24 protein-coding genes are annotated in these 21925 nt (G+C 67.1%); 8 read left to right on the plus strand and 16 right to left on the minus strand.

The features are described 5' to 3' along the window. Positions 1-526: 526 nt before the first annotated feature. Genes J5474_RS03150 through J5474_RS03165 form a run of 4 tightly spaced genes read right to left on the minus strand, consistent with a single transcriptional unit; the run spans position 527 to position 3444 of the window. The gene (locus J5474_RS03150) at positions 527-1129 is read right to left on the minus strand and encodes a pyridoxamine 5'-phosphate oxidase family protein (RefSeq protein WP_209359218.1); all 603 of its coding nucleotides are present in this window, start codon (positions 1127-1129) and stop codon (positions 527-529) included. Beyond that, the gene (locus J5474_RS03155; protein ID WP_245216197.1) at positions 1098-1868 is read right to left on the minus strand and encodes a lysophospholipid acyltransferase family protein; all 771 of its coding nucleotides are present in this window, start codon (positions 1866-1868) and stop codon (positions 1098-1100) included. Before J5474_RS03155 ends, J5474_RS03150 begins: the two co-directional genes overlap by 32 nt. Next, positions 1865-2770, minus strand: a complete 906-nt coding sequence (locus J5474_RS03160; RefSeq protein WP_209359219.1) for a cell division protein FtsX — start codon at positions 2768-2770, stop codon at positions 1865-1867. The genes J5474_RS03155 and J5474_RS03160 overlap by 4 nt, the downstream gene beginning before the upstream one ends. Then, positions 2767-3444: a cell division ATP-binding protein FtsE gene (locus J5474_RS03165; protein ID WP_209359221.1), complete on the minus strand. Its 678-nt coding sequence runs from the start codon at positions 3442-3444 to the stop codon at positions 2767-2769. Before J5474_RS03165 ends, J5474_RS03160 begins: the two co-directional genes overlap by 4 nt. 162 nt (positions 3445-3606) lie before the next feature. Between J5474_RS03165 and J5474_RS22730 the strand changes: the two genes are divergently transcribed. Next, entirely contained in the window at positions 3607-4905 is a 1299-nt protein-coding gene (locus J5474_RS22730; RefSeq protein ID WP_245216198.1) for a zinc-ribbon domain-containing protein, read from the plus strand. Positions 4906-4948: 43 nt separating this feature from the next. Here J5474_RS22730 and J5474_RS03175 read toward each other — a convergent pair whose 3' ends face one another. From J5474_RS03175 to J5474_RS03185, 3 genes are all read right to left on the minus strand, one after another. Then, positions 4949-6208 carry an ABC transporter permease gene (locus J5474_RS03175; protein ID WP_209359223.1) on the minus strand — a complete coding sequence of 420 codons (1260 nt, stop codon included), beginning with the start codon at positions 6206-6208 and terminating at the stop codon, positions 4949-4951. Between the two features lies 1 nt (position 6209). Continuing rightward, the gene (locus J5474_RS03180; protein ID WP_209359225.1) at positions 6210-7040 is read right to left on the minus strand and encodes an ATP-binding cassette domain-containing protein; all 831 of its coding nucleotides are present in this window, start codon (positions 7038-7040) and stop codon (positions 6210-6212) included. Positions 7041-7153: 113 nt separating this feature from the next. Further along, positions 7154-8140 (minus strand): taurine ABC transporter substrate-binding protein, encoded by a 987-nt coding sequence (locus J5474_RS03185; protein ID WP_209359227.1) that lies wholly within the window; start codon positions 8138-8140, stop codon positions 7154-7156. 286 nt (positions 8141-8426) lie between these two features. Here J5474_RS03185 and J5474_RS03190 point away from each other — a divergent pair, with 286 nt between their 5' ends. The 3 genes from J5474_RS03190 to J5474_RS03200 all read left to right on the plus strand — a co-directional run bounded on the left by J5474_RS03190 (position 8427) and on the right by J5474_RS03200 (position 11304). Continuing rightward, positions 8427-9818, plus strand: a complete 1392-nt coding sequence (locus J5474_RS03190) for an aminotransferase family protein (protein WP_209359229.1) — start codon at positions 8427-8429, stop codon at positions 9816-9818. A gap of 14 nt (positions 9819-9832) precedes the next feature. After that, a complete protein-coding gene (locus tag J5474_RS03195; RefSeq protein WP_245216199.1) occupies positions 9833-10513 on the plus strand; it encodes a GNAT family N-acetyltransferase in 681 nt (226 codons plus the stop codon). Positions 10514-10710: 197 nt separating this feature from the next. Next, positions 10711-11304 carry an ImmA/IrrE family metallo-endopeptidase gene (locus J5474_RS03200; protein WP_209359233.1) on the plus strand — a complete coding sequence of 198 codons (594 nt, stop codon included), beginning with the start codon at positions 10711-10713 and terminating at the stop codon, positions 11302-11304. Between the two features lie 578 nt (positions 11305-11882). Here J5474_RS03200 and J5474_RS03205 read toward each other — a convergent pair. Both J5474_RS03205 and J5474_RS03210 read right to left on the minus strand, forming a co-directional pair. Next, the gene (locus J5474_RS03205) at positions 11883-12170 is read right to left on the minus strand and encodes an HU family DNA-binding protein (protein WP_209359235.1); all 288 of its coding nucleotides are present in this window, start codon (positions 12168-12170) and stop codon (positions 11883-11885) included. A 168-nt stretch (positions 12171-12338) separates the two neighbouring features. After that, positions 12339-13823 (minus strand): AMP nucleosidase, encoded by a 1485-nt coding sequence (locus J5474_RS03210; RefSeq protein WP_209359237.1) that lies wholly within the window; start codon positions 13821-13823, stop codon positions 12339-12341. Between the two features lie 179 nt (positions 13824-14002). Between J5474_RS03210 and J5474_RS03215 the strand changes: the two genes are divergently transcribed. Then, positions 14003-14758 carry a class II aldolase and adducin N-terminal domain-containing protein gene (locus tag J5474_RS03215; RefSeq protein ID WP_209359239.1) on the plus strand — a complete coding sequence of 252 codons (756 nt, stop codon included), beginning with the start codon at positions 14003-14005 and terminating at the stop codon, positions 14756-14758. 13 nt (positions 14759-14771) lie between these two features. Beyond that, positions 14772-15131 carry a hypothetical protein gene (locus tag J5474_RS03220; RefSeq protein ID WP_209359241.1) on the plus strand — a complete coding sequence of 120 codons (360 nt, stop codon included), beginning with the start codon at positions 14772-14774 and terminating at the stop codon, positions 15129-15131. A gap of 86 nt (positions 15132-15217) precedes the next feature. Here J5474_RS03220 and J5474_RS03225 read toward each other — a convergent pair whose 3' ends face one another. The 7 genes from J5474_RS03225 to paaA form a co-directional block, all read right to left on the minus strand. Continuing rightward, positions 15218-15832, minus strand: coding sequence for a class I SAM-dependent DNA methyltransferase (locus J5474_RS03225; protein ID WP_209359243.1), 615 nt, complete (start codon positions 15830-15832; stop codon positions 15218-15220). A 114-nt stretch (positions 15833-15946) separates the two neighbouring features. After that, complete coding sequence (locus tag J5474_RS03230) at positions 15947-16438, minus strand: transglycosylase SLT domain-containing protein (RefSeq protein ID WP_209359245.1); 492 nt, start codon at positions 16436-16438, stop codon at positions 15947-15949. 185 nt (positions 16439-16623) lie between these two features. Then, positions 16624-17679 carry a 2Fe-2S iron-sulfur cluster-binding protein gene (locus tag J5474_RS03235; RefSeq protein WP_209359247.1) on the minus strand — a complete coding sequence of 352 codons (1056 nt, stop codon included), beginning with the start codon at positions 17677-17679 and terminating at the stop codon, positions 16624-16626. Between the two features lie 7 nt (positions 17680-17686). Then, a complete protein-coding gene (gene paaD, locus J5474_RS03240) occupies positions 17687-18166 on the minus strand; it encodes a 1,2-phenylacetyl-CoA epoxidase subunit PaaD (RefSeq protein ID WP_209359503.1) in 480 nt (159 codons plus the stop codon). After that, positions 18160-18906, minus strand: coding sequence for a 1,2-phenylacetyl-CoA epoxidase subunit PaaC (paaC, locus tag J5474_RS03245; protein WP_209359249.1), 747 nt, complete (start codon positions 18904-18906; stop codon positions 18160-18162). The genes paaD and paaC overlap by 7 nt, the downstream gene beginning before the upstream one ends. Continuing rightward, positions 18906-19190 (minus strand): 1,2-phenylacetyl-CoA epoxidase subunit PaaB, encoded by a 285-nt coding sequence (gene paaB / locus J5474_RS03250; protein WP_209359251.1) that lies wholly within the window; start codon positions 19188-19190, stop codon positions 18906-18908. Before paaB ends, paaC begins: the two co-directional genes overlap by 1 nt. 140 nt (positions 19191-19330) lie before the next feature. Next, positions 19331-20314, minus strand: a complete 984-nt coding sequence (gene paaA / locus J5474_RS03255; RefSeq protein WP_209359252.1) for a 1,2-phenylacetyl-CoA epoxidase subunit PaaA — start codon at positions 20312-20314, stop codon at positions 19331-19333. 112 nt (positions 20315-20426) lie between these two features. Between paaA and J5474_RS03260 the strand changes: the two genes are divergently transcribed. Together J5474_RS03260 and J5474_RS03265 are read left to right on the plus strand one after the other, a co-directional pair. Further along, on the plus strand, positions 20427-21284 hold the full coding sequence (locus J5474_RS03260; protein ID WP_209359255.1) for an SDR family oxidoreductase: 858 nt from the start codon (positions 20427-20429) through the stop codon (positions 21282-21284). Between the two features lie 4 nt (positions 21285-21288). Beyond that, the gene (locus J5474_RS03265; protein WP_209359257.1) at positions 21289-21897 is read left to right on the plus strand and encodes an exopolysaccharide biosynthesis protein; all 609 of its coding nucleotides are present in this window, start codon (positions 21289-21291) and stop codon (positions 21895-21897) included. Positions 21898-21925 lie beyond the last annotated feature (28 nt).

Consider the following 21925-nt stretch of genomic DNA (forward strand, 5'->3'; position numbering starts at 1 on the left):
TGCCGTGGTCGCGGCGCGGGCGGAACAGTCGCTTGCGACAGGTGTTGAACACCCTGTTCCAGAGCCGGTAACGAACCTGCCGCCCACCTGCGACCATCGCCGCGACCGTCGGCCCGGAAGGCCCGCGCGGATCGGCACCGACGCCGCCTTGCGCGCCTTCATCCCGGCACGCATCAACCGCCTCACCTTCGTCCGGATCGAAGAGGACATGGCAGCCGCTTTCCCGGCTCCGCTCCGCGCCGCGCCGGCAAGAGGGCAATCCACGCCTGGTGGAGGAAGCGTCAGCAGCCAGCGCGCTGAAATCCCATCCGGACAAGGCAGGCCACTGCCGGACACTTCCGGTGTCAGAACCCACTGTAACCCACTATCGGGAACAGTTGTAGCTACACAGCGGCGAGGGCCCATGCGTGGGTTCTCCCCCCGGGGGAGAATTTGCCCCAAGAAGAAGCGGAGAGCGGGTTCCGGGGCGGCGGGCCGGCGAGAGATTTTGGCTGCGGGCAGACAGTGCCGCGCGCCGGGCCGGTGCTTACCACATGCGGGGTTTGGCGCGCTCGGCGTAATGGGTGTCGTAGTCCGTGCCGCCCTCGGCGCCCCCGGTGATCTCCGCGAGGATCGCGCCCGTGGTGGGTACGCTGTCGCGGTCGTCGCGGTTCCAGAGGCCGGAGCGGAGCAAGGCCTTTGCGCATTGCGTGTAGACCTGCGCGACGGCGATGACGATGACCGTCGCGGGCTGGCGGGCCCCCTTGGCAAAGCTTTCGCGCAGCGCGGCGTCGTCGGTGAGGAAGGCCGTGCCGTTCACACGGACGGTGGTGGTGGAGCCGGGCACCATGAACAGCAGCGCCACGCGGCCGTCGGTGACGATGTCGCGCAGCGCCTCGATCCGGTTGTTGCCCATCCAGTCGGGCATCAGCAGGGTTTCGTCGTCCAGCACCCGGACCACGGGGCCAGCGTCGCCGCGCGGGGTGCCGTGTACGCCCTCCGCCCCCGCGGTGCAGAGGATGCAGAAGCGCGCGCCCTCGATCCATTGCCGGTAGAGCGGCGTCAGCCGGGGGCGTTCCTTTGTGACCGCGAGGGGGACTGTCGCGCCGTAGAGCGCCTCAAGCGCCGGGATGCTGCGGATCCGGTTCAAAGCCTGCCTCCCGCATGAGCCTGTTGGAGACTTTCTCGACCTCCGACTCGAGCCGGATGAGGAAGGTTTCGCGCCCGATGCCGGCTTCGATCACCGGCAGGAATTCGACCACGGCGGTGCCGGGCCTGCGCCAGATGCCCTTGCGCGGCCAGAACAGGCCGACGTTGGTGGCCGCGGGGACGCAGGGCTGGCCGGTCTGTTCGGACAGGAGCGCGGCGCCAACCTTGTAGGGTTTGCGGACGCCGGGGGCGACGCGGGTGCCCTGCGGGTAGATGATCAGCTGACCGGGATCGGCGAGGCCGCTTTCCACGTCGGCGATCATCCGCGCGATGGCCGCGCCGCGTTTGCCGCGCTGGACCGGGACGCAGCCGATGCGCAGGGCGTATTGCCCCAGGACCGGCGCCCAGAGGAGTTCCCGCTTCATGATGAACTTGCCGGCCGGGACCTCGGAGAAGATCATGATGATGTCGAGGAAGGACTGGTGCTTGGCCGCGATGATGACCTCGCCCGTGGGGGGCGTGCCGCGGACCTCGGTCCTGAGGCCGACCATCCAGGAGGCGGTCCAGCGTACCCAGTGGCAGTAATGCAGGCAGGCGGCGCGGGCGCCCCGCCGCGACACCAGCGCCCAGGGGAAGTAGAGGATGCCCATCACCGCCATGGCGAGGTACATCTGGAAGACGAAGACGGCGGAGCGCAACCATTGCAGGGCACCGATCCGGCCGGGCGAATAGGCGGTCATGTAAGGTCTCCGAGGACACGGCGGGCGGCGGTGGAGGTGGCGCCCCAAGCCACCACGGCGGCAAGCACGGGCACCAGTACGGGCCAGAGCCATTGCAGCCCCTGAAAGCGCAGGCCGGTCAGCAGGCCGTCCACCGCGCCCGGCGCGGGCATGAAGCGGATCGCGAGCATCCCCAGCAGCGTGCCGGCCGCCGCCCCTGCCAGCGTCCGCAAGGTAAAGCGCCGCACGAAGGCCTGCGCGATGTAGTCATCCGTCGCCCCCACCAGCCGCAGCACGGCAATGACCTGCGCGTTGGCGGCCAGTGCCGCGTGGGCGGCGAGCGTCACCATGGCGCCCGTGGCGGCACCGATCAGCAGGATCGACACCCAGCCCAGCAGCCGCAGCCGCGAGGCCGCCGCCACCAGAGGCTTGCGCCAGCGGCTGTGTTCGTCCAGCACGGCACCGGGGGCCTCGGCCTGCAGGCGCAGGCGCAACCCGTCGGCATCGAAACCGTCGGGCGTTTCGCGCACTTCGATCAGCTGCGGGATGGGCAGTTGCTCGACCGGGAGGGCCGGGCCGAACCACGGCTCCAGCAGGGCGCGCTGTTCCTCGGCGGTCAGCGTCCGGGCGGAGGCCACGCCGGGGGTCTGTTCCAGCACGACCAGCACCTTCTGGACCTGCTCCATCATCTGGCCTTCGGGGGCGGAGACGCGCACGGTCGAGGCGCGGGCGAGTTCCTCGCCCCAGTCCTGCGCCAGCCGCCCCGCCGCCAGCGACAGCGCCAGCGCGAAGACGGTGAGAAAGGCCATGGCGGCGGAGGTCAGCAGCGTCAGCCGCACGGTAAAGCCCGAGGGCGGCACCACGCGGTCGGCGCCCTGATCGCCCTTCAGCAGGGCGAGGGTGTCGGCCAGACGCGCGTTCACAGGTCCGCCCCCGCCGTATGCAGGGTCCGCCCCGCGATGCGCAGGACGCGGGCCTGCACATGGGCCTTGGCGGCGCGGATCAACGCGAGGTCGTGGGTCGCGATCATCACCGTCTTGCCCATGCGGTTGAGTTCGATGAGCAGGCGCAGCAGGCGCTGCGACATCTCCCAGTCGACATTGCCGGTGGGTTCATCGGCGAGGATCACATCGGGCGAAAGGATCAGCGCGCGGGCCAGCGCGGCACGTTGCCGTTCGCCGCCCGACAGCTGCGGCGGCAGGGCCTCGAACTTGCCGTGCAGGCCGACCCAGCCCATGAGCTCGTTGAGATTGTCCACCTGATCCGGCGTCGCCTGCCCGGACACGGTCAGCGGCAGGGCCACGTTTTCGGCCACCGGCAGGTGGTCAAGGAACTGGCAATCCTGATGTACCACGCCGACCCGGCGGCGCATCAGCGCGATCTGGTCGCGGCTGAGGCCCGTCACGTCATCGCCAAAGATGCGCACGGCGCCCTCGGTCGCCTGCAAGGCCCCGTAGAGCAGTTTCAGGAAGGTCGTCTTGCCCGCGCCGGAAGGCCCGGTCAGGAAGTGGAACGTCCCCGGGGCCAGCGTCAGCGTCATGTCCGTCAGAAGCGCCTCGCCACCGTAGGTGTAGGCTGCGTTTTCCAGCTCGATCACGGGTCGTTTGCCCTCACCTCACGTTTGCCCTGTTGTGCCAGTGCACGCCCTGTAACGCAACGCACCTTCCATGTGAACATTGGACTTTTCCCGCCGGGACAAGGCCCCTATTGTACCGCCAACGGCTCTCGGGGGCCGAGCGAGAGACAGGACGAGAGCAGGATGCGGCTGATTTGCCCGAATTGCGGTGCGCAATATGACGTTCCGCCCGAGGTCATTCCCGAGGGTGGGCGCGACGTGCAGTGTTCCAACTGCGGGCATACCTGGTTCCAGCACCACCCCGACGATGACGCCAGCCTGACCGGGGATGCGGACCTGCCGCTGCGGGAACCGGAATGGGAAACGGAGGTCGACGAGGACCAGACGCAACAGGCCCCCCTGCCCGCCGCGGCGCGCCCCCGGCCGTCCCGGCCGCGCGCAGCCGCCTCCGACGATACGTCCGGGGAAGCGCCCGAGGATGCCCCCGGAACCGCCTTTTCCGAGATTTCTGATTACGGGCCTGAAGATGGGCCTGAATATGGACCTGAATATGCGTCGGATGCGCCAGAGTCAGCCCCTGGGTACGGTGCCGAGGGCGACCAGGAGTACCGGTCCGGGGACGGACCGGAGTACCATCCCCGCGCCGCCGGCGTGGATGAGGACGTGGAGGCCGATACGGCGAAGCCGCGCGGGCTTGATCCCGAGGTGGCCGGTATCTTCCGCGAGGAACGTGAATACGAGGCCCGCCGCCGCGCCGCCGAGACGCTGGAAAGCCAGCCTGACCTTGGCCTCCCGGACCCGGACGAGGGCGAGTTGGCACGCCGCTCGCGGCAGTCGCGCGACCGCATGGCGGCGCTGCGTGCCGACGGGACAGACGGCGACCCCGCCGCGCGTCCGTCCCCCCGCCCCGCACCGCGCCGCCCGGCTGTGCCGGTGGAGGGTGACGGAGACGGTCACGCTGTACCGCAAGCGGCGGCCAGTTCGCGGCGGGATCTGTTGCCCAACGTCGACGAGATCAACCAGACCCTGCGCGCCACCAACGAGCCGCGCGTGATCGACACCGCCCCGCGCGGCCCGGTGAAGGAAGCCGATCCCGGCAAGGGTGGCTTTGGCCGCGGCTTCCTGACGGTGCTGGTGCTGGCGGCGCTGGCGGTCGGGCTGTATGTCTATGCGCCAAGGATTTCGGCGGCGGTGCCGCAGGCGGCCCCGGTTCTGGATACTTACGTCGCGGCGGTGGACAAGGGGCGGGCCTGGCTCGATGGTCAGGTGACAGCGCTGCTGGTGTCGCTCGACGGCATGAGTTCCGAGGCGGGCGACGCCCCGGTGGGGACGGCAGACACGACCGCCCCCGTGGGGGAAGAGGCGGCCCCGGCGGACACTGCCCCGGCGGACACTGACCCGGTGGACACTGACCCGGTGGACACTGACCCGGTGGCGCCTGTGGATCCTGCGGCGGAGACAGCTCCGGCAACTGACAACTGACCCGACAGGCGCGTGGACCGGGAGTGCCGGTCCACGATACCCCTCAGATGCGGCCCTTCCACGGCACCAGAAGCTTCTCGGCCCAGCGCATCAGGATGTCGATGCCAAAGCCGATGAGGCCGATCAGCACGATGCCCATGATGACGATATCGGTCTGCTGAAACTTCGAAGCGACCATGATCATCATGCCGACGCCCTTTTCGGCGGCGACCAGTTCGGCGGCGACCACGGTGCCCCAGCACACCCCCATGGCCACCCGCGCGCCGGTGAATATCTCCGGCAGGGAATTCGGAACGATGACGTGGCGCATGATCTGCCAGCGCGAGGCACCCAGCGAATAGGCGGCGTGGACCTTGGGGATGGCGACGCCGGACACGCCGGCGCGCGCGGCGATGGCCATGATCCAGAGCGCGGCGAGAAACAGCAGGATGATCTTGCCCAGTTCCCCGATGCCCGCCCAGATGATGACCAGCGGGATCAGCGCCAGCGGCGGCACCGGGCGCATGAATTCGACGATCGGGTCGAACCAGCCGCGAAACCAGTTCGACAGGCCCATGGCATAGCCCAGCGGGATGCCCACCAGCGCCCCGAAGAAGAAGCCCACCACCACGCGGAACAGCGAAAACCCGAGGTGTTCCCAGAGCGAGGCGCCGCGATAGCCCTCGCGGGCGATGTCGGTGAGGCGCGCCACCACGGCCTCCGGCGCGGGGAGCCAGATCGGCTCCATCTGCCAGCCCTTCGCGGGTTCGAAGTTCAGCGTGCCCTTGGGTGACATGCCGATGCGCCCATAGGTGGTTTCGACCGTCAGGCCGGGGGCGATGGGCTGGCCGTTGACCATCGTAACGCGGTGGCCCTCCGTGGCCTCGTCGTTCTTCGCCACCCGGATCAGGCCGGAGCGCCAGGCACCCACCGTGTCGCTGTCGTTCTTCGCCCAGCCTTCGCCGGGGTCGACCGTCGGGGTCGCGACCGTCTGGCCAACCTCGAAGACGCGCACGGTGACGGTGGCCTCGTCGGGGCCCACGCCATCGGCCTCCGCGGTGTAGGAAAAGGTCGCGTCGCCGATGAAGGGCCCCGGCGCGTGCAGGAACCCCGGCAGCAGGCGCGAGCCGGTAAAGGCCCCCCAGAGCAGGAAGATCACCAGGACAGAGACCACGGAGGCCGCGCGGTCCGGCACCACGGCGCTTTCATCACCGAAAGTCACGGTCTTGCGCGCGGCAAAGCCGGTGGCGGTGCGGCCGACGATGAAGCGGACCAGCGCGAAGGCGGAGACGAAAACGGCGGCGTAGATCAGGAAGACGATCATATCAGACGCCCGCCGTCCCGGCGGTCTCGGAGGCGGTTTCGGGCCGCCCCATGATCTCTTCCTCCATGTCCCAGATCATCCCGAGGATCTCGTCGCGCCGGGCGGCGAAGTCGGGATGTTTCTTGACCTCGCGCAGGTCGGCGTTCACTCCCATGTCGGCAAAGGGCAGACGGTATTCGCTGTGGATGCGCCCCGGTCGCGGTGCCATGACCAGCAGGCGTTCGCCCAGCAGGAGCGCCTCTTCGACGGAGTGGGTAATGAGGATGATGGTCTTGCCGGTCTCCTTCCACAGCCGCAGCACCAGTCCCTGCATCTTTTCCCGCGTCAACGCATCGAGCGCGCCCAGCGGTTCGTCCATCAGGATCACGTCCGGGTCGTTGGCCAGGCAGCGCGCCAGCGCCACGCGCTGTTGCATCCCGCCCGACAGCTCGTAGACCGCCTTGTCGTGAAAATCCTTCAGGCCCACGACGTCGAGCAGGTGGTCGACCGTTCCCGCCCAGTCGCGCGCACGCCGTCCGGCCATGCGCGGCCCGAAGGAGACGTTTTCCCTCACGCTCATCCACTCGAAGAGCGCGCCCTGCTGGAAGACCATGCCGCGTTCCGCGTCCGGGCCGGTGACGGCGTGACCGTTGAGGGTGATCTGCCCGGAGGTTGGCGCGAGGAAGCCGGCTATGATGTTCAGCAGCGTGGTCTTGCCGCAGCCCGAAGGGCCCAGCACGCTCAGAAGCTCGCCACGCGAGAGGTGCAGGGAAACGTCGCTGAGCGCCTGCACCGCCCGCCCGTTCGGCAGGTCGAAACGCATGGAGATGTTTTCGATGCCAAGACCGCTCACGCCAGTACCTCGCTTTGGGAAGACCCATGATCTTCGCCGAAGATCATGGGGGCCGGCGACCGGGGAGTGCATGATCTTCGGCGAAGATCATGCCCCACGGTCAGCGACCCGCCCTACATGCCGTTCGCCGACGAAAGCGGCCCGGTGTCGACGTGATCCGCGTAATTGTCCAGCGCGGCGTCGATGGACCCGGCCTCCACAAAGACATCCGCGACGCCCTTCATGAACTCCTGCGCGCCGCCGCCCAGCCACTTTTCGGACAATTGTTCCTCGACCGTGGGAAAGACGAAGGTGGCCATGGTTTCCGCCGTGGCGGTCTCGTCCATGCCGGCGTCCCTGGCGATCACGGGGATCATCCTTGCCTGATTGGCCTCGTCCGCCCACATGGCATTGGCGTCGGCCGTGACCTTCAGGAAGGTGGCGACGAGGTCGGAATTCTCCGCCACCCAGGAGGCGGGGCCGGAGGTGACGTCGAAGACCAGAATGCCCAGGTCCTCCTTTTCTGCCCCGGTCAGCAGCACGTTGCCGTGTTCCTTCATCCGGCGCAGCGATCCGCCCCAGCCACAGGCCATGTCCACCGCACCCTGCGCAATGGCGGCCGCCCCGTCGGGCGGCGCCATGTCGACGATGTCGAGGCTGGCAAGGTCAACGCCGAAGTGGCTCATCTGCTTGAGGAAACCGTAATGCGCGGCGGTGCCCAGCGGCACGGCGACCTTCTTGCCCGCCAGTTCCGCCGCCGAGTCCCTGTCGATCTCCAGATCCTCGCGCACCACGCAATTGTCGTTGTCCGAGTAGCTGACCGCCACGTCGAGCGCCTGAAGATCCTGCCCGGCGGAGGTGGCCACGACAAAGGGCGGCACGCCCTGCGACACGCTCAGCTGGACGTCTCCGCTCGCCATGGCCGCACTCATCGCGGTGCCGGTGTCGAAGCTGACCCAGTTGATGTCCACGCCCATGGCCTCTTCGTAGAGGCCCTCGGCCTTGGCGTATTCGAAGGGCATCGGCCATTCGAGAAAATACCCCACGGTGATGGTTTCCGCGCGGGCGGTGCCGGCGATCACGACCAAAGCGGCCGCGGCGCCAAGAAGCGTCGTCTTCATGCGAATTCTCCCTGTTTGGGCGCGCCTCGTGCCGGGCGCTACGGTTGATCCGACCAGCAAACAGGCAGTCGATCAACGTTTTTTCCCATAGAGGCCCCGGCGCAAGGCAGCTGCGCGATTTCAGGCCGCCTGGCGGCGTGGATCAAAGCGTTGAAAAAGCGCTGCTTTTCGGATCGACTGCCGTAAGGGAATTCATGTCTGGACTTACACGCGCCCTTGATCTGGACCTATCCGACGCCCAAAAATCGCGCCAACTGGACGAAACGCCATACAGGGGAGCACCGCCATGGACGGGACCTATTCGCAGAACGACCTCAGCCACATCGTCAGTGCCGACAAGGCGCACGTCTGGCATCACCTCGTGCAGCACAAGGGGTTCGAGACCAAGGACCCCAACATCATGATCGAGGGCAAGGGGATGCGCGTCTGGAACCAGGCGGGCAAGGAGCACCTCGATGCGGTGTCGGGCGCGGTCTGGACGGTTAACGTGGGCTATGGCCGCGAGCGCATCGCCCGCGCGGTCTACGATCAGCTGATGCGGATGAACTATTTCGCCGGGGCCGCCGGTTCCGTGCCCGGCGCGCTGTTCGCCGAACAGTTGATCGACAAGATGCCGGGGCTGACGCGCGTCTACTACTGCAACTCCGGGTCGGAGGCGAACGAGAAGGCCTTCAAGATGGTGCGCCAGATCGCGCACAAGCGGTATGGCGGCAAGAAAACCAAGATCCTGTACCGCGACCGCGACTACCACGGCACCACCATCGGCTGCCTGTCGGCGGGCGGGCAGGACGAGCGCAACGCGCAATACGGGCCCTTTGCCCCCGATTTCGTGCGGGTGCCGCATTGTCTGGAATATCGCAAGCACGAGCAGGACGGCGCGCCGGAGGAGAACTACGGCGAATGGGCGGCGGACCAGATCGAGGCGGTCATCCTGCGCGAGGGTCCCGACACGGTGGGCGCGCTCTGCCTTGAACCCGTGACGGCGGGGGGCGGCGTGATCGCCCCGCCGGAGGGCTACTGGCAGAAGGTGCAGGCGATCTGCCGCAAATACGACGTGCTGCTGCATATCGACGAGGTGGTCTGCGGCGTGGGCCGGACGGGCACATGGTTCGGCTACCAGCACTACGGGATCGAGCCGGACTTCGTCACCATGGCAAAGGGCGTGGCGAGCGGCTATGCGGCGATTGCCTGCTGCGTGACCTCCGAGCGGGTCTTTGACCTGTTCAAGGACGACGCCAGCGATCCGCTGAACTACTTCCGCGACATCTCCACCTTCGGCGGCTGCACGGCGGGGCCAGCGGCGGCGATCGAGAACATGGCGATCATCGAGGAGGAGGACCTGCTGGGCAATACCACGGCAATGGGTACCTACATGGTCGACCAGTTGAACGCGCTGACGGACCGGCACCGGGTGATCGGCGACGTGCGCGGCAAGGGGCTGTTCCTTGGCGCGGAACTGGTGGCGGATCGGGTAACCAAGGAAGTTGTGCCGGAGGCGCAGGTGCAGGCGGTGGTGGCCGACTGCATGGCGCAGGGGGTCATCATCGGGGCGACCAACCGTTCGGTTCCGGGGCGCAACAACACGCTGTGCTTCGCGCCGCCCCTGATCGCCACGAAGGACGACATCGACCAGATCGTGTCGGCCGTGGATGGCGCGCTGGGTCGCGTCTTCGGCTGAGCATGGATCACGTGATGAACGCGCACGGGCAGCCGGTGGGCCTGCCCGTTGCCGGCCCGCTGCCGCGTCCACGCCCGCCGCATGTCGTCTTGGGAGGGCGCCACGGGCGGCTGTCACCGCTGCGCGCGGCCCACGCGCCCGCGCTGTTCGCGGCCTTCGCGGAGGACCGGACCGGGCGGGACCGCACCTATCTGTCGATCGAGCCATGGCAGACGGAGGACGAGGCGCAGCGCTGGTGCCTCTGGGCGCAAGGCTCCGCCGACCCGCAGTTCTACGCCATCGAGGACGGTGTCGGGGCGGCGGGGATCTGTTCGCTGATGCGCATCGCCCCGGAGGCGGGCTGCGTCGAACTGGGCTACATCCAGTTCTCGCCCCGCTTGCAACGGACCCGTCTGGCAACGGAGGCCATGCTGCTGATCCTGTCGCATGTCTTCGACACGCTGGGCTATCGCCGTTGCGAATGGAAATGCGATGCGCTGAACGCGCCATCGCGGCGCGCGGCGGAGCGGCTGGGATTCGGTTACGAGGGCACCTTCCGGCAGGCCACGGTCTACAAGGGCCGCAACCGCGACACAGCGTGGTTTTCGCTGCTGGACGGCGAATGGCCAGAGCGGAAGGCGCGGCTGGAGCGCTGGCTGGCTGCGTCCAATTTCGACGCCCTTGGGCGGCAGAATCGTCGCCTGTCGGAGGTTTGATGACCGGGATCAGACGCCGGTGGGGCGGGATCTGATCCCCCGCCCTCCCGGAGACGGACCATTTCCGACAGTTTGTGCTGAATTGGCAGGACGACTTGGGAGAGCATTCAGGAACGGTCAACCTGTTCCGTGGCACAAGGTCTGGCAATTGGAGCGGTTCCCGCGACCCGCCAGTTGCCAGCCCCGGAGGCCCCCGCATGCCAAAGCGATACCCCAGCTACCCCTACGTGGAACCCGTCGCCGCCAATCTCTCCCAACCAGAAATCGAGTCGATCATCGGCGATCTGTTGGAAAACAACCCCGGCGTCTGCCTGCGGGAAGGGGCGCTGGACGGGCTTTGCCGCGCGCTGAACGTGGATGTCGAATATTCCAGCCCGCCGCACGACCTGATGCTCGATGTGCCACTGGACAAACGCGCGGTGATATTCCTGCCGAGGAACGGCCGGCCAAAGCACGATCGCATCGCCGCCGCCATCGGCGTCGGGCACTGGATCCTGCACGTCCCCCTCACACGGGAAAAGCACCCCGGCTGCGGCGTGCAGGCGTTGCAGACCCCGAAGGATCCCGCCGCCCAGCAGGAGGCGCGCCGCTTCGCGCTGACGCTGCTGATGCCGGAGGTCGATTTCCGTGAACTCTGGTACGAGGGCCGCGCGGGTGCCGTGGCCGATGTTCTGAACGTGCCGACGCAGGTCGTCTACGAACGGGCATCCATGCTGGATCTGACCCAGCCGGATGACTCCGGCGGCGGCAGGTACGAATGGAAAGAGCGCCCGGCCCTCGGCGGCTACTGAGCCGAAGGCCCGGTTCGCAACCGGGAGACCGGGCCAAGACCCCTGCCCTGTCTGTGATCGGTAGTCCGTAGTCCGTAATCCGGCCAAGGGTCGTGGTTCAGGGCAGCCAAAGCCGTGAGTGTCGGTCTCAGGCCCCTTTGGCCTGCGCGACACGGGTCAAAGGCAGGTCGGTCCGCTTTGACAGGAGCGCCCCGCAGAATGATCCGAAATGTTACGACACATCACGCCGGCTCGACACGGGCGCGCAGGCGGATGTCCTCGCGGCGACAGTCGAACAGACACAGGCACACGGGGCCACGCGCTCAGGGACACACTCTCAGAGGGGGCGCTCAGGGACGGGCGCAAAGGGACGGGCGTGACAGGGGCATGATCGCAGGCGCGCGGATACGGGCCGCGACGACAGGTAACGAATGGGCCCCAGAATGACTGACGTTCGGCAAGCGTCGTCCGAGACAGCTCGTTCGACAAGGGGCGCACGAAAAAGGGCCGCCCCGAGGCGACCCTTTGAAATTCCGATCCCCTTGGGATCCCGGTCCGGCATCGGACCCTGCCAACCCGGGCCGTGCCCGACGGCGGCATCAGGCGTTGACGCTGTCCTTCAGGGCCTTCGCGATAGTCATCTTGACCTGCTTGTCGGCTTCCTTCTTGAACTGCTCGCCGGTCGCGGGGTTGCGCACCATGCGCTCCGGACGCTCGCGGCAGTAGATCTTGCCGACGCCGGGCAGGGTCACCGCACCACCGCCCGACACTTCGGAGGTGATGATGTCCACCAGCGCGTCCAGCGCCGTGCCCGCGGTCTTCTTGTCCGCTTCCATCTTCTCTGCCAGTGCTGCCACCAGCTGGGTCTTGGTCATCGGCTTCGCCATTTCATGGTCTCCTTTGCGTGCGCGCTCGCTATCGGCGAAAACGCCCCTTCACTGCCCTAGTTCCCTTGGGCCTCTGGCGCGCATTAAAATCGGATATGTGCGACGAACACAATAATTCGTGGGTCGCCCGGCCGCCATATTGTGCATTTTGTGCCGATTTCCCCAACGTCAAAGGAAGGCTGTCTCCTCGAAGGAGCGCAATTTCCGGCTGTGAATGCGTTCGAGCGGCATGTCGCGCAGCGATTCCATGGCCCGAATCCCTATGCGAAGATGCCGCGACACCTGCGTCTTGTAGAAGTCCGACGCCATGCCCGGCAGCTTCAGCTCGCCATGCAGCGGCTTGTCCGAAACGCACAGCAGCGTACCATAGGGCACCCGGAAGCGGAAACCGTTGGCCGCGATGGTGGCCGATTCCATATCGAGCGCCACGGCCCGGGACTGCGACAGGCGCTGCACCGGACCGGAGGTATCGCGCAATTCCCAGTTGCGGTTATCGACGGTGGCGACGGTCCCAGTGCGCATGATCCGTTTCAGGTCGTAACCGTCAAGCTGGGTTTCATGCTCCACGGCCTTTTCCAGAGCGACCTGGATTTCTGCCAGCGCCGGGATCGGCACCCAGACGGGCAGGTCGTCGTCCAGCACCTTGTCTTCGCGCAGGTAGGCGTGGGCGAGAACGAAATCGCCCAGCGACTGGGAGTTCCGAAGACCCGCGCAATGGCCGACCATCAGCCAGGCGTGCGGGCGCAGGACGGCAATGTGGTCGGTCGCGGTCTTGGCGTTCGACGGGCCGACGCCGATGTTGACCAGCGTGATGCCGGACCCGTCGGCGCGTTTGAGGTGGTGGGTGGGCATCTGCGGCAGGCGCGCGGGCATGCCGAGATCGCCATCGGGGGTCGTGATCTCGACGTTGCCGGTGGAGACGAAGGCGGTGTAACCGGTCGCCGGATCGGCAAGGGCGGCGCGGGCGTAGGCCTCGAATTCCGATACATAGAACTGGTAGTTGGTAAACAGAACGTGGTTCTGGAAGTGCTCCGGGTCGGTCGCGGTGTAATGCGCGAGGCGCGCAAGGCTGTAATCGACGCGCTGCGCGGTGAAGGGGGCAAGCGGCATGGCGCCGCCGGGCGGGGTTACCACCACGCCGTTGACGATATCGTCGTTGGTGGTCCCGAGGTCCGGGACATCAAAGACGTCGCGCAGCACGAATTCCGCGGCCCCCTCCTGCGGCACGGTCACATCAGGAAAATTCGCCACCGCGAAATGCACCGGCATGGGGGTGTCCGACAGGCCGATCTGCACTTTGACCCCGTGGTTCGACAGCAGCAGGCCAAGCTGCTGACGCAGATAATGCCGGAACATGCGGGGCCGGGTGACGGTGGTGGCATAGGTGCCGGGCGACGTCACATGGCCGAAGGACAACCGCGAGTCGATCTTGGCAAAGCTCGCCGTGGTAAAGCGGATCTCGGGGTAGAAGGCCCGCAGGCGGACGCCGGGGTGGCCTTCGTGCATGGCGCGCAGAAAGCGGTCGCGCAGAAATTCGGCCGCCTGCTCGTATAACGCACAGAGCCGGTCCACCGCCGCGCGCGGATCGTCGAAAAGCGCGGCTTCCGGGGCATCGGGGGTCTCGATCACGAGCTGGTCGCTGGCGTCCTGCATGGGCGGAGTCTTTCTCTTGTTTTATGCGAGGGTGACAGCTTGTCACAGCCTGCGCAACCGGGTCCGGGCGCCGCGCCGGCCCATGGCAGGCGATGACGGGCGATGACGGCGCGTCTGCACCTGCCGCGTTGACATCCCGGCCGGGCGCGCGTTCGATGGCCGCAACCAAGGAGGCCCCCATGAACGCACCCGCAACCCGCGCCAACCTCGACCACTGGCAGGACCGCGTCGATCTCGCCGCGGCCTTTCGCTGGACCGTCCGGCTGAACATGCACGAGGCGGTGGCAAGCCACTTCAGCCTTGCGGTCAACGACGACGGCACGAAGTTCCTGATGAACCCCAACCAGGTGCATTTTTCACGCATCAAGGCGTCGGATCTGCTGGTGGTGGACGCTAACGACCCCGAGACGCTGAACCGCCCCGGCGCGCCGGACCCCACCGCCTGGGGCCTGCATGGCGGGCTGCACCGACACTGCGCCCACGCCCGCTGCGCCATGCACGTGCATTCGCCCTATGCGACGGTGCTGGCCTGCCTTAAGGACAAGCGTCTGCCGCCCATCGACCAGACCTGTGCCACCTTTTACAACCGCATCGCCATCGACGACAATTACGGCGGACTGGCCTTCGAGGAAGAGGGCGAACGCTGCGCGGAATTGCTGGCGGATCCGAAGGTGAAGGTGCTGATCATGGGCAACCACGGTGTCATGGTGATCGGCGACACGGTGGCGGAGACTTTCAACCGGCTCTACTATTTCGAGCGCGCGGCGCAGACCTACATCATGGCCTTGCAGACCGGCCAGCCGCTGCACGTGCTTTCGGACGAGATCGCGGAAAAGACCGCGCAGGAGATCGAGGATTACCCGGAGCAGGACCTGCGCCATCTGGCCGAGCTGAAGGCGATCCTGGACGAGGAAGGGTCCGACTACGCCAGCTGAGAGGGGCCGGAGCATGAGCGAACTGGAGAACCGGCTTGCGCAGGAAGTCAGGCAATGGCGTGAAAAAGATGAAAAGCGGACCGAAGAAGTCCGCCAGAAGTCCCGCACGAACCTGATCCTCTCGCTGGTTCTCGGTTCCTCCCTGTTCACCGCGGCGGTGACCCAGGTGATCGAGATTTTCGGCAATGAATACAAGGAAGACGTCCGACGTTGCGAATTGGCCATCGAAGGGCTGGAAAAGCTGGGCGGGGCGCCGCTGAAGAGTTTGCCGCCAGCGGACCGCGACAGGGTGATCGGTGAGTTGGTTGAAATGATGGACAGCAACTGCCATGTTCAAAACGACTTGGAGGACATGACCGATGGATCTTCTTGACTACGTCCAGATCGTCTTGCTGGCCATCGCCGCAGTCTCGTTGCTGCTGCTGGTAAGGAACAATCTCTGAGCGGGGCGTCGTTCCCCTACCGCTTGCGCAGCCACAAAATTCGGCTCTTGTCCCGGGCGTGATCGCCAGTGGCGCCCTCGCCAAAGATAGCGACCTCGCGCCAGCCGGTCTCGCTCAGGTCGAGCCCGTCGACGGCGGCGGCAAAGCCCTTCGCCCGCCAGTGTTCCGCGTGCACCGAAATCACCGCCAGCCCGCCGGGGCGCAGCACACGCAGCACTTCCGGCAACGCTTCGGGGCCAACGTGGCCGTGGGTGAAGGTGCCGGAACAGGTCACGCCGGCGTAGGCGCCATCCTCCACCGGCAAGCGTTCCAGCAGGTTGCCGGTGAAAAGCCGTGCATAGACGCCCTTTCCCGCCGAGACATCGAGCATGTCCTGCGAAAGGTCGGTCGCCTCGACCGGACCGATGCCCAAGGCCGTCAGCGCCGCACCGCACAGGCCGGTGCCCGCGCCCATGTCCAGCACCGGGGCCGCCCCGCCCAATGCACGGAACAACTCCGCCACGTGGCGTGGCAGAATGTAGTCCATGTCGCGGGCAAAGCCGGTGTCGTAGCTCTCTGCCCAGTCGCGGTAGAGTTTCAGATTATCGTCGGGGGTCTGCAGCGCATAGGCGGCTTCGAGATCCTGTACCATGGACTCAGGCTAGCGCGCGGGGAGGCCCCGCGCAACGTGCCAGCCGGCCAATGCTGCCCGGCACGACTTGGACCCGACTATAGCCCGCCTTTTCCATCGCCGACCGATGAGCCGTTACCCCTTGCGCAGGCCCGTGGCGATCAGAAGCCCCTTGCGCTTGGCCTCGTAATAGTAGCCACGGGCGTACCACATGATGGTGTCGTCCCAATCGCCATCCGAGACGATATAGGCGCCCTTGAGGTACTTCAGCGCGTATTTGAGGTTCACGTTGGCGTCGAGAAGCTCTTCGTTCGAACCGTTGAATCCCATGCCGCGCGCGGTCGCGGGCAGGATCTGGAACAGCCCGAAATAGGGCCCGTTGCGCGCCGCCGGATTATGCGTGCTTTCGCGGATCGCGAGGCGGTGCACCAACCCGCGCGGCAGCCCGTAGTGGTCCGACCACTGGTTGATGGAGGCGCGGAGTTCCGGCGTCTCGTTGGGGAAGAGCGGCAGCGCCGCAGGGGCCGCCACCGGCGCGGGCGCCGGTCTCTCCGCACATCCCGTCATCGCCATCGCCACGCCCAGTCCGAGGGCCAGTGCCCCCGCTCGTCCCATCGCTCGCCGCATGTGTCCCTCGCGCCGCCGTTGCCTTGGGCGCGACTCATACGCCGGCCGGATCGCTCCGGGGAGTCCGCTTCTGGGACATCGGCAATCCTCTGCTCAACCGCGGGCGGGCAAGCGCCTGTGCCACCTAGAGCAGACTGTACCGCCTGCGCCGCCGCAGGTTTCCCCAGCCTGCCTCGCTGGCCGCCTCAAGCCGCGTCGAAATCCAGCACCAGCCTGTCCGAGGTCGGACGCGCCTGACAGGCGAGGATAAAGCCCGCCTCCATCTCCCAGGGTTCCAGCGAGTAGTTCACCGCCATCTCTGCGCTGCCCTCGACAACCTTGCAGCGGCAGGTGCAGCACATGCCGTTCTTGCAGGAATAGGGCAATTCCAGCCCTGCGCGGGCGGCGGCGTCCACAACATTGTCGTCCCCCTGCCCCACGGCAAAGGTGCGGCGGGTGCCGTCCAGCACCACCTCGACCGAAACGCCATCGGCGGCAGCCTTCTGAGCGGCCTCCGACGGCGCGGCCCGGGGTGCTTCGCCTTCGGTGTAGAAACGTTCGAAATGGATGCGATGCGGCGCGACAATGCCATCCAGTGCCGTCGAGACATCCTCGATCATGCCCCCCGGCCCACAGAGAAAGACGCCTTCCGCGCCGTGCAGATCAAGCGCGCCCGCGCGGTGCAGCGCCAGCACCTTCTCGCCGGTGACGCGGCCATTCAGCAGCGCCACGTCCTGCGGTTCGCGGCTGAGCACGTGAATCAGGCTGAAGCGCCCCATGTAGCGGTCCTTCAGGGCGTCGAGCGTGTCGCGGAACATGATCGCCGCGGCGGAGCGGTTGCCGTAGACCAGCGCCGCCTCGCCGCCCGCCTTCAACACCGCTTCGGCGATGGCGACCATCGGCGTGATCCCGGATCCGGCGGCGATCAGCACGACCTTGGCTTCGCCGCGCCACACGAAGCGCCCCTGCGGCGGCATGACGTGCAGGATCTTTTGCGCGCGAAAGTCCTGCGCGGCGGTGGAAAAGGCCCCGTCCGGCACGTGTTTCACTCCCACGGTGAGCCTGCCGGGTTCGCCCCGCGCGATGGAGTAGGAACGGCGCTCGTCCTGGCCGCCCACCGCCGTGCGCAGGGTCAGGTACTGCCCGGGGGCAAAGGCGAAGGTCTCCGCCAGCACCTCGGGAACGGCAAAGGTCAGCGCCACGGCGCCCTCGCCTTCGGGGCGGACGTCGCAGAGGGTGAGGTCGTGGAACGTCGGGGTCATGAGGGCCTCAGATGCATTTGAAATAGTCGAAGGGCTCGGCGCAGGCGCGGCACTGGTACTGTGCCTTGCATGCGGTGGAGCCGAACTCGGACAGGCGGCGCGTGTCGGCGCTGGCGCAACGCGGGCAGGCGACCTCCGGCGCGCTGAAGAGCGCGGCCTTGCCCGCCCCCGCGACGGGCGGTGCGATGCCACAGGCGCGCAGCTTCTCGCGGCCCTCCGGAGTGATCCAGTCGGTGGTCCAGGCGGGGGAAAGGACGCGTGCGATCCGCGCCTCGAACCCCGCCGCGCGCAACGCCGCCTCGATCGACAGTTCGATGGCCACCGTCGCGGGACAGCCTGAGTAGGTCGGCGTGACTTCCGCCACCGCAACGCCCCCGTCCAGCGAGACGCGGCGCAGGATGCCGAGATCCGCCACCGTCAGGACCGGGATCTCCGGGTCCGGCACGGCGGCGGCCGCCGCCCATGCGCGCGCGGCCTCGGTCACCAGAGCGCCCCGGGGTGGGCGCGGTGCAGCGACTGCATCTCCGCCAGCATGGGGCCCAGTTCCTCGCCGTGCAGGCCGCGTCGCCCGCCCGACGGCGGATAGGCCACCTCCGGGACGCACAGCCCGGCCTCGGCAAAGACCTGCGCGATGGTCGAATCAAAGGCACCGCGCATGGCGGCCCGCGCCGGCAGCGCGTCGCAGCCCGCCGCCGCGCCCTCCTCGAACAGTTCGGGGGTATAGAGGTGCAGCGCGTCGACGGCAGCCCCCATGCGGCGCGCGCTTTCCTCCGTGCCGTCGCCAAGGCGGATCACCCATTCTGCCGCGTGGCGGATGTGGTAGGCCATCTCCTTCACCGCCTTGCCCGCGACCCCGGAGATCACCGCGTCCGAAGACCCTAGTGCCGCCTCCCAGTACGGATGCATGAAGGCGGAAAAATAGAGCTGCCGCAGCATGGTATGTGCAAAATCGCCATTCTCGCGTTCGACCAGCAGCAGGTTGCGATACGCGCGATCGCCGCGCAGATAGGCCAGCGTGTCCTCGTCGCGGCCCTGCCCTTCCAGCCGCCCGGCATGGTCATATAGTGTGCGCGCGGTGCCGATCAGGTCCAGCGCCATGTTGGGCAGGGCAAGATCCTCCTCCAGCATGGGCGCATGACCGCACCACTCCGAAAGACGGTGCCCGAGCACGAGGTGATCGTCCGCCAGTTCGAGGACCGCATCGAACAGCTCCAGATCCGGCGCCATCACATGTGCCCCACGTCTTCGGGGATCTCGTAGAAGGTCGGGTGACGATAGATCTTCTCGGCCGTGGGATCGAAATTCTCCGCCGACTGATCCGGGTCGGAGGCCACGATATCCACCGAGCGTACCACCCAGATCGAATTGCCCTCGCCCCGCCGCGTGTAGACGTCGCGTGCTGCCTGCAGTGCCAGCACCTCATCGGCAGCGTGCAGCGATCCCACGTGCTTGTGACTCAACCCGTTGCGCGGGCGAATGAACACTTCCCAAAGCGGCGTCTCGTTCGCCATGGCCTCTTTCCTTCTTTGGTTCCCAAATACCTCGGAGGTCTGGAGGCAGAGCCTCCAGCGCGCCGCAGGCGCGCCGCGCGGGTTCCGGCCCAAGCTCCGGCCCTGGCTCCAGCCCTGGCTCTGGCCCGGGGCGAAACCGCTTACTCCGCAGCCAGCTGCCGCGCCCGCCGCTTTTCCGCATGGACCAGCGCCGCCTCGCGCACCCAGGCGCCCTCGTCCCAGGCCTTCTTGCGGGCCGTGATGCGGTCGCGGTTCATCTGCCCGCCCCCCTTCACCACGCGCCAGAACTCTTCCCAGTCGATCGGCCCGTGATCGTAGCCGCCCTTCTCCTCGTTCCACTTCAGCTCGGGGTCGGGGAAGGTCAGGCCGAGGTATTCGCCCTGCGGCACAGTGGCGTCGATGAACTTCTGGCGCAGATCGTCGTTGGAGAACCGCTTGATCTTCCACGCCATGCTCTGGTCCGAATGCAGACTGTCACCGTCATGCGGGCCGAACATCATCAGGCAGGGCCACCACCAGCGGTCCAGCGCGTCCTGAAGCATGGCCTTCTGCGCCTCCGTTCCGCGCGACAGCGTCAGGCACAGTTCATAGCCCTGCCGCTGGTGAAAGCTCTCCTCCCGGCAAACCCGGATCATCGCCCGCGCATAAGGGCCGTAGGAACAGCGGCACAGCGGGATCTGGTTCATGATCGCGGCCCCGTCCACCAGCCAGCCAATGATGCCGATGTCGGCCCAGCTCAGCGTGGGATAATTGAAGATCGAGGAATACTTGGCCTTCCCCGACAGCAGTTCCTCCGTCATCTGCTCGCGGGTCACGCCCAGCGTTTCGGCGGCGGAATAGAGGTAAAGCCCGTGCCCGCCCTCGTCCTGCACCTTTGCCAGCAGCGCGGCCTTGCGCTTCAGCGAGGGCGCGCGGGTGATCCAGTTGCCCTCCGGCAGCATGCCGACGATCTCGGAATGCGCGTGCTGGCCGATCTGGCGCACAAGCGTGCGGCGATACCCCTCCGGCATGGCATCGTTGGGTTCGATCTTTTCCTCCGCGTCCATGCGTCGCTGGAAGGCCGCGAGGAAGTCCTCGGTCTCTTCCGTGCGCCCGTCCGCGCCGATCAATCCCTGACTGTACATGGCTCAAGTCTCCTCCGGAACCCGCATCACCACAATACGTTACAAAGGCAATCCGTCAAAGACGTTTTTGTAATACTTGCCAAACAGCCCCGGTCGCGCCACCTATGCCCCCATGGAAAAGACGCTTCTTTCTCTCGGGCACGGGTTTTCCGCCCGATTCCTCGCCGCCGATCTGCTGGCAGAAGGCGGCTGGCGCGTCATCGGCACCACGCGCAGCCCGCATAAGCGCGAATCGCTGCGCGCGACGGGGATCGAGGCGATCCTCTGGGAACACGGTCCCGTGGCAGAGGCGTTGGCTCAGGCAACCCACGTCCTGATGAGCGCCGCCCCCGACGAAGACGGAGACCCCGCGCTGCGGCTGATCGGGCCGGAGCTGGCACAGGCGGCGCAGCGGCTCGACTGGGCCGGCTACCTGTCGACCACCGGGGTCTACGGCAACGCCGACGGGGCCTGGGTCGACGAAAGCGCGCCACTCAACGGCCGTTCGAAACGTGCCCGCGCGCGCATCCGGGCAGAGGCAGACTGGCGCGCCATTCCCGGCCTGCCCATCCACAGCTTCCGGCTGGCGGGCATCTACGGCCCCGGCCGCGGCCCCTTCGAGAAGGTGCGAAACGGCACGGCGCGGCGGATCATCAAGCCCGATCAGGTGTTTTCCCGTATTCACGGCGAGGACATCGCGCAGGTGCTGCGCGCCTCCATGGCGCGCCCCAATCCCGGCGCTGCCTACAACGTCTGCGACAACGATCCCGCGCCACCGCAGGACGTTCTGGCCTACGCGGCCGAACTGCTGGAGATGCTCCCGCCGCCCGAGGTCGCCTTCGAGGAGGCAGAGATGTCGCCCATGGCCCGCAGCTTCTACGCCGACAACAAACGCGTATGCAACGCCCGCATCCGCGAGGAACTGGGCGTTACGCTGAAGTACCCCGACTACCGCACCGGCCTGCGCGCCGTGCTGGCGGCAGAGGGCTGAGCCGGTGGCGTTCGACGCCTCCAGCCCCCCGCCCGAGAACCTCGTGGAATTGCTCGCGGTGCTGCGACCCGAGCCGGGAGAGGAGAGCGTTTCGGTTGAGGAAGCGCTGGAGCGGGTCGGCTTCCGCTCCTTCCCGGCGGTGATCCTGGTGCCTTCGGTGCTGGTCGTATCGCCCCTGTCGGGCATTCCGGGCATGCCCACTGTGAGCGGGATGGTGATCCTGCTGATCACGGTGCAGGTGCTGATGGGGCGCAAGCACCTCTGGCTGCCGGGGTTCATCATGCGGCGGTCGCTGTCCTCGGCACGGATGAACAAGGCGCTGGACTGGCTGCAAAGACCGGCGGCCTACATGGACCGCCACAGTCACGACCGGCTGTCGCTGTTGGTCCGCGGGAGTGCCGCGCGGGTGGCGGCCTATGTGGCGACGGCGGTGATTTCCACCAGCTGGCCGCTGCTGGAGATCCTGCCCTTCGTCACCAGCTTTGGCGCGGGCGCGGTGGCGATGATCATGTACGGGCTGATGGTGCGCGATGGCGCCTATGCGCTCTGGGGCTACCTGCAGGGCGCAGCGCTTTATGCCATCGTTCTGTCGATCTGGGCCGGGCTGGTCTAACGGGCTGATTTGCGGGGCCCGGCGCGGG

Source organism: Sagittula salina (assembly GCF_017813235.1).
Lineage (GTDB): Bacteria > Pseudomonadota > Alphaproteobacteria > Rhodobacterales > Rhodobacteraceae > Sagittula > Sagittula salina.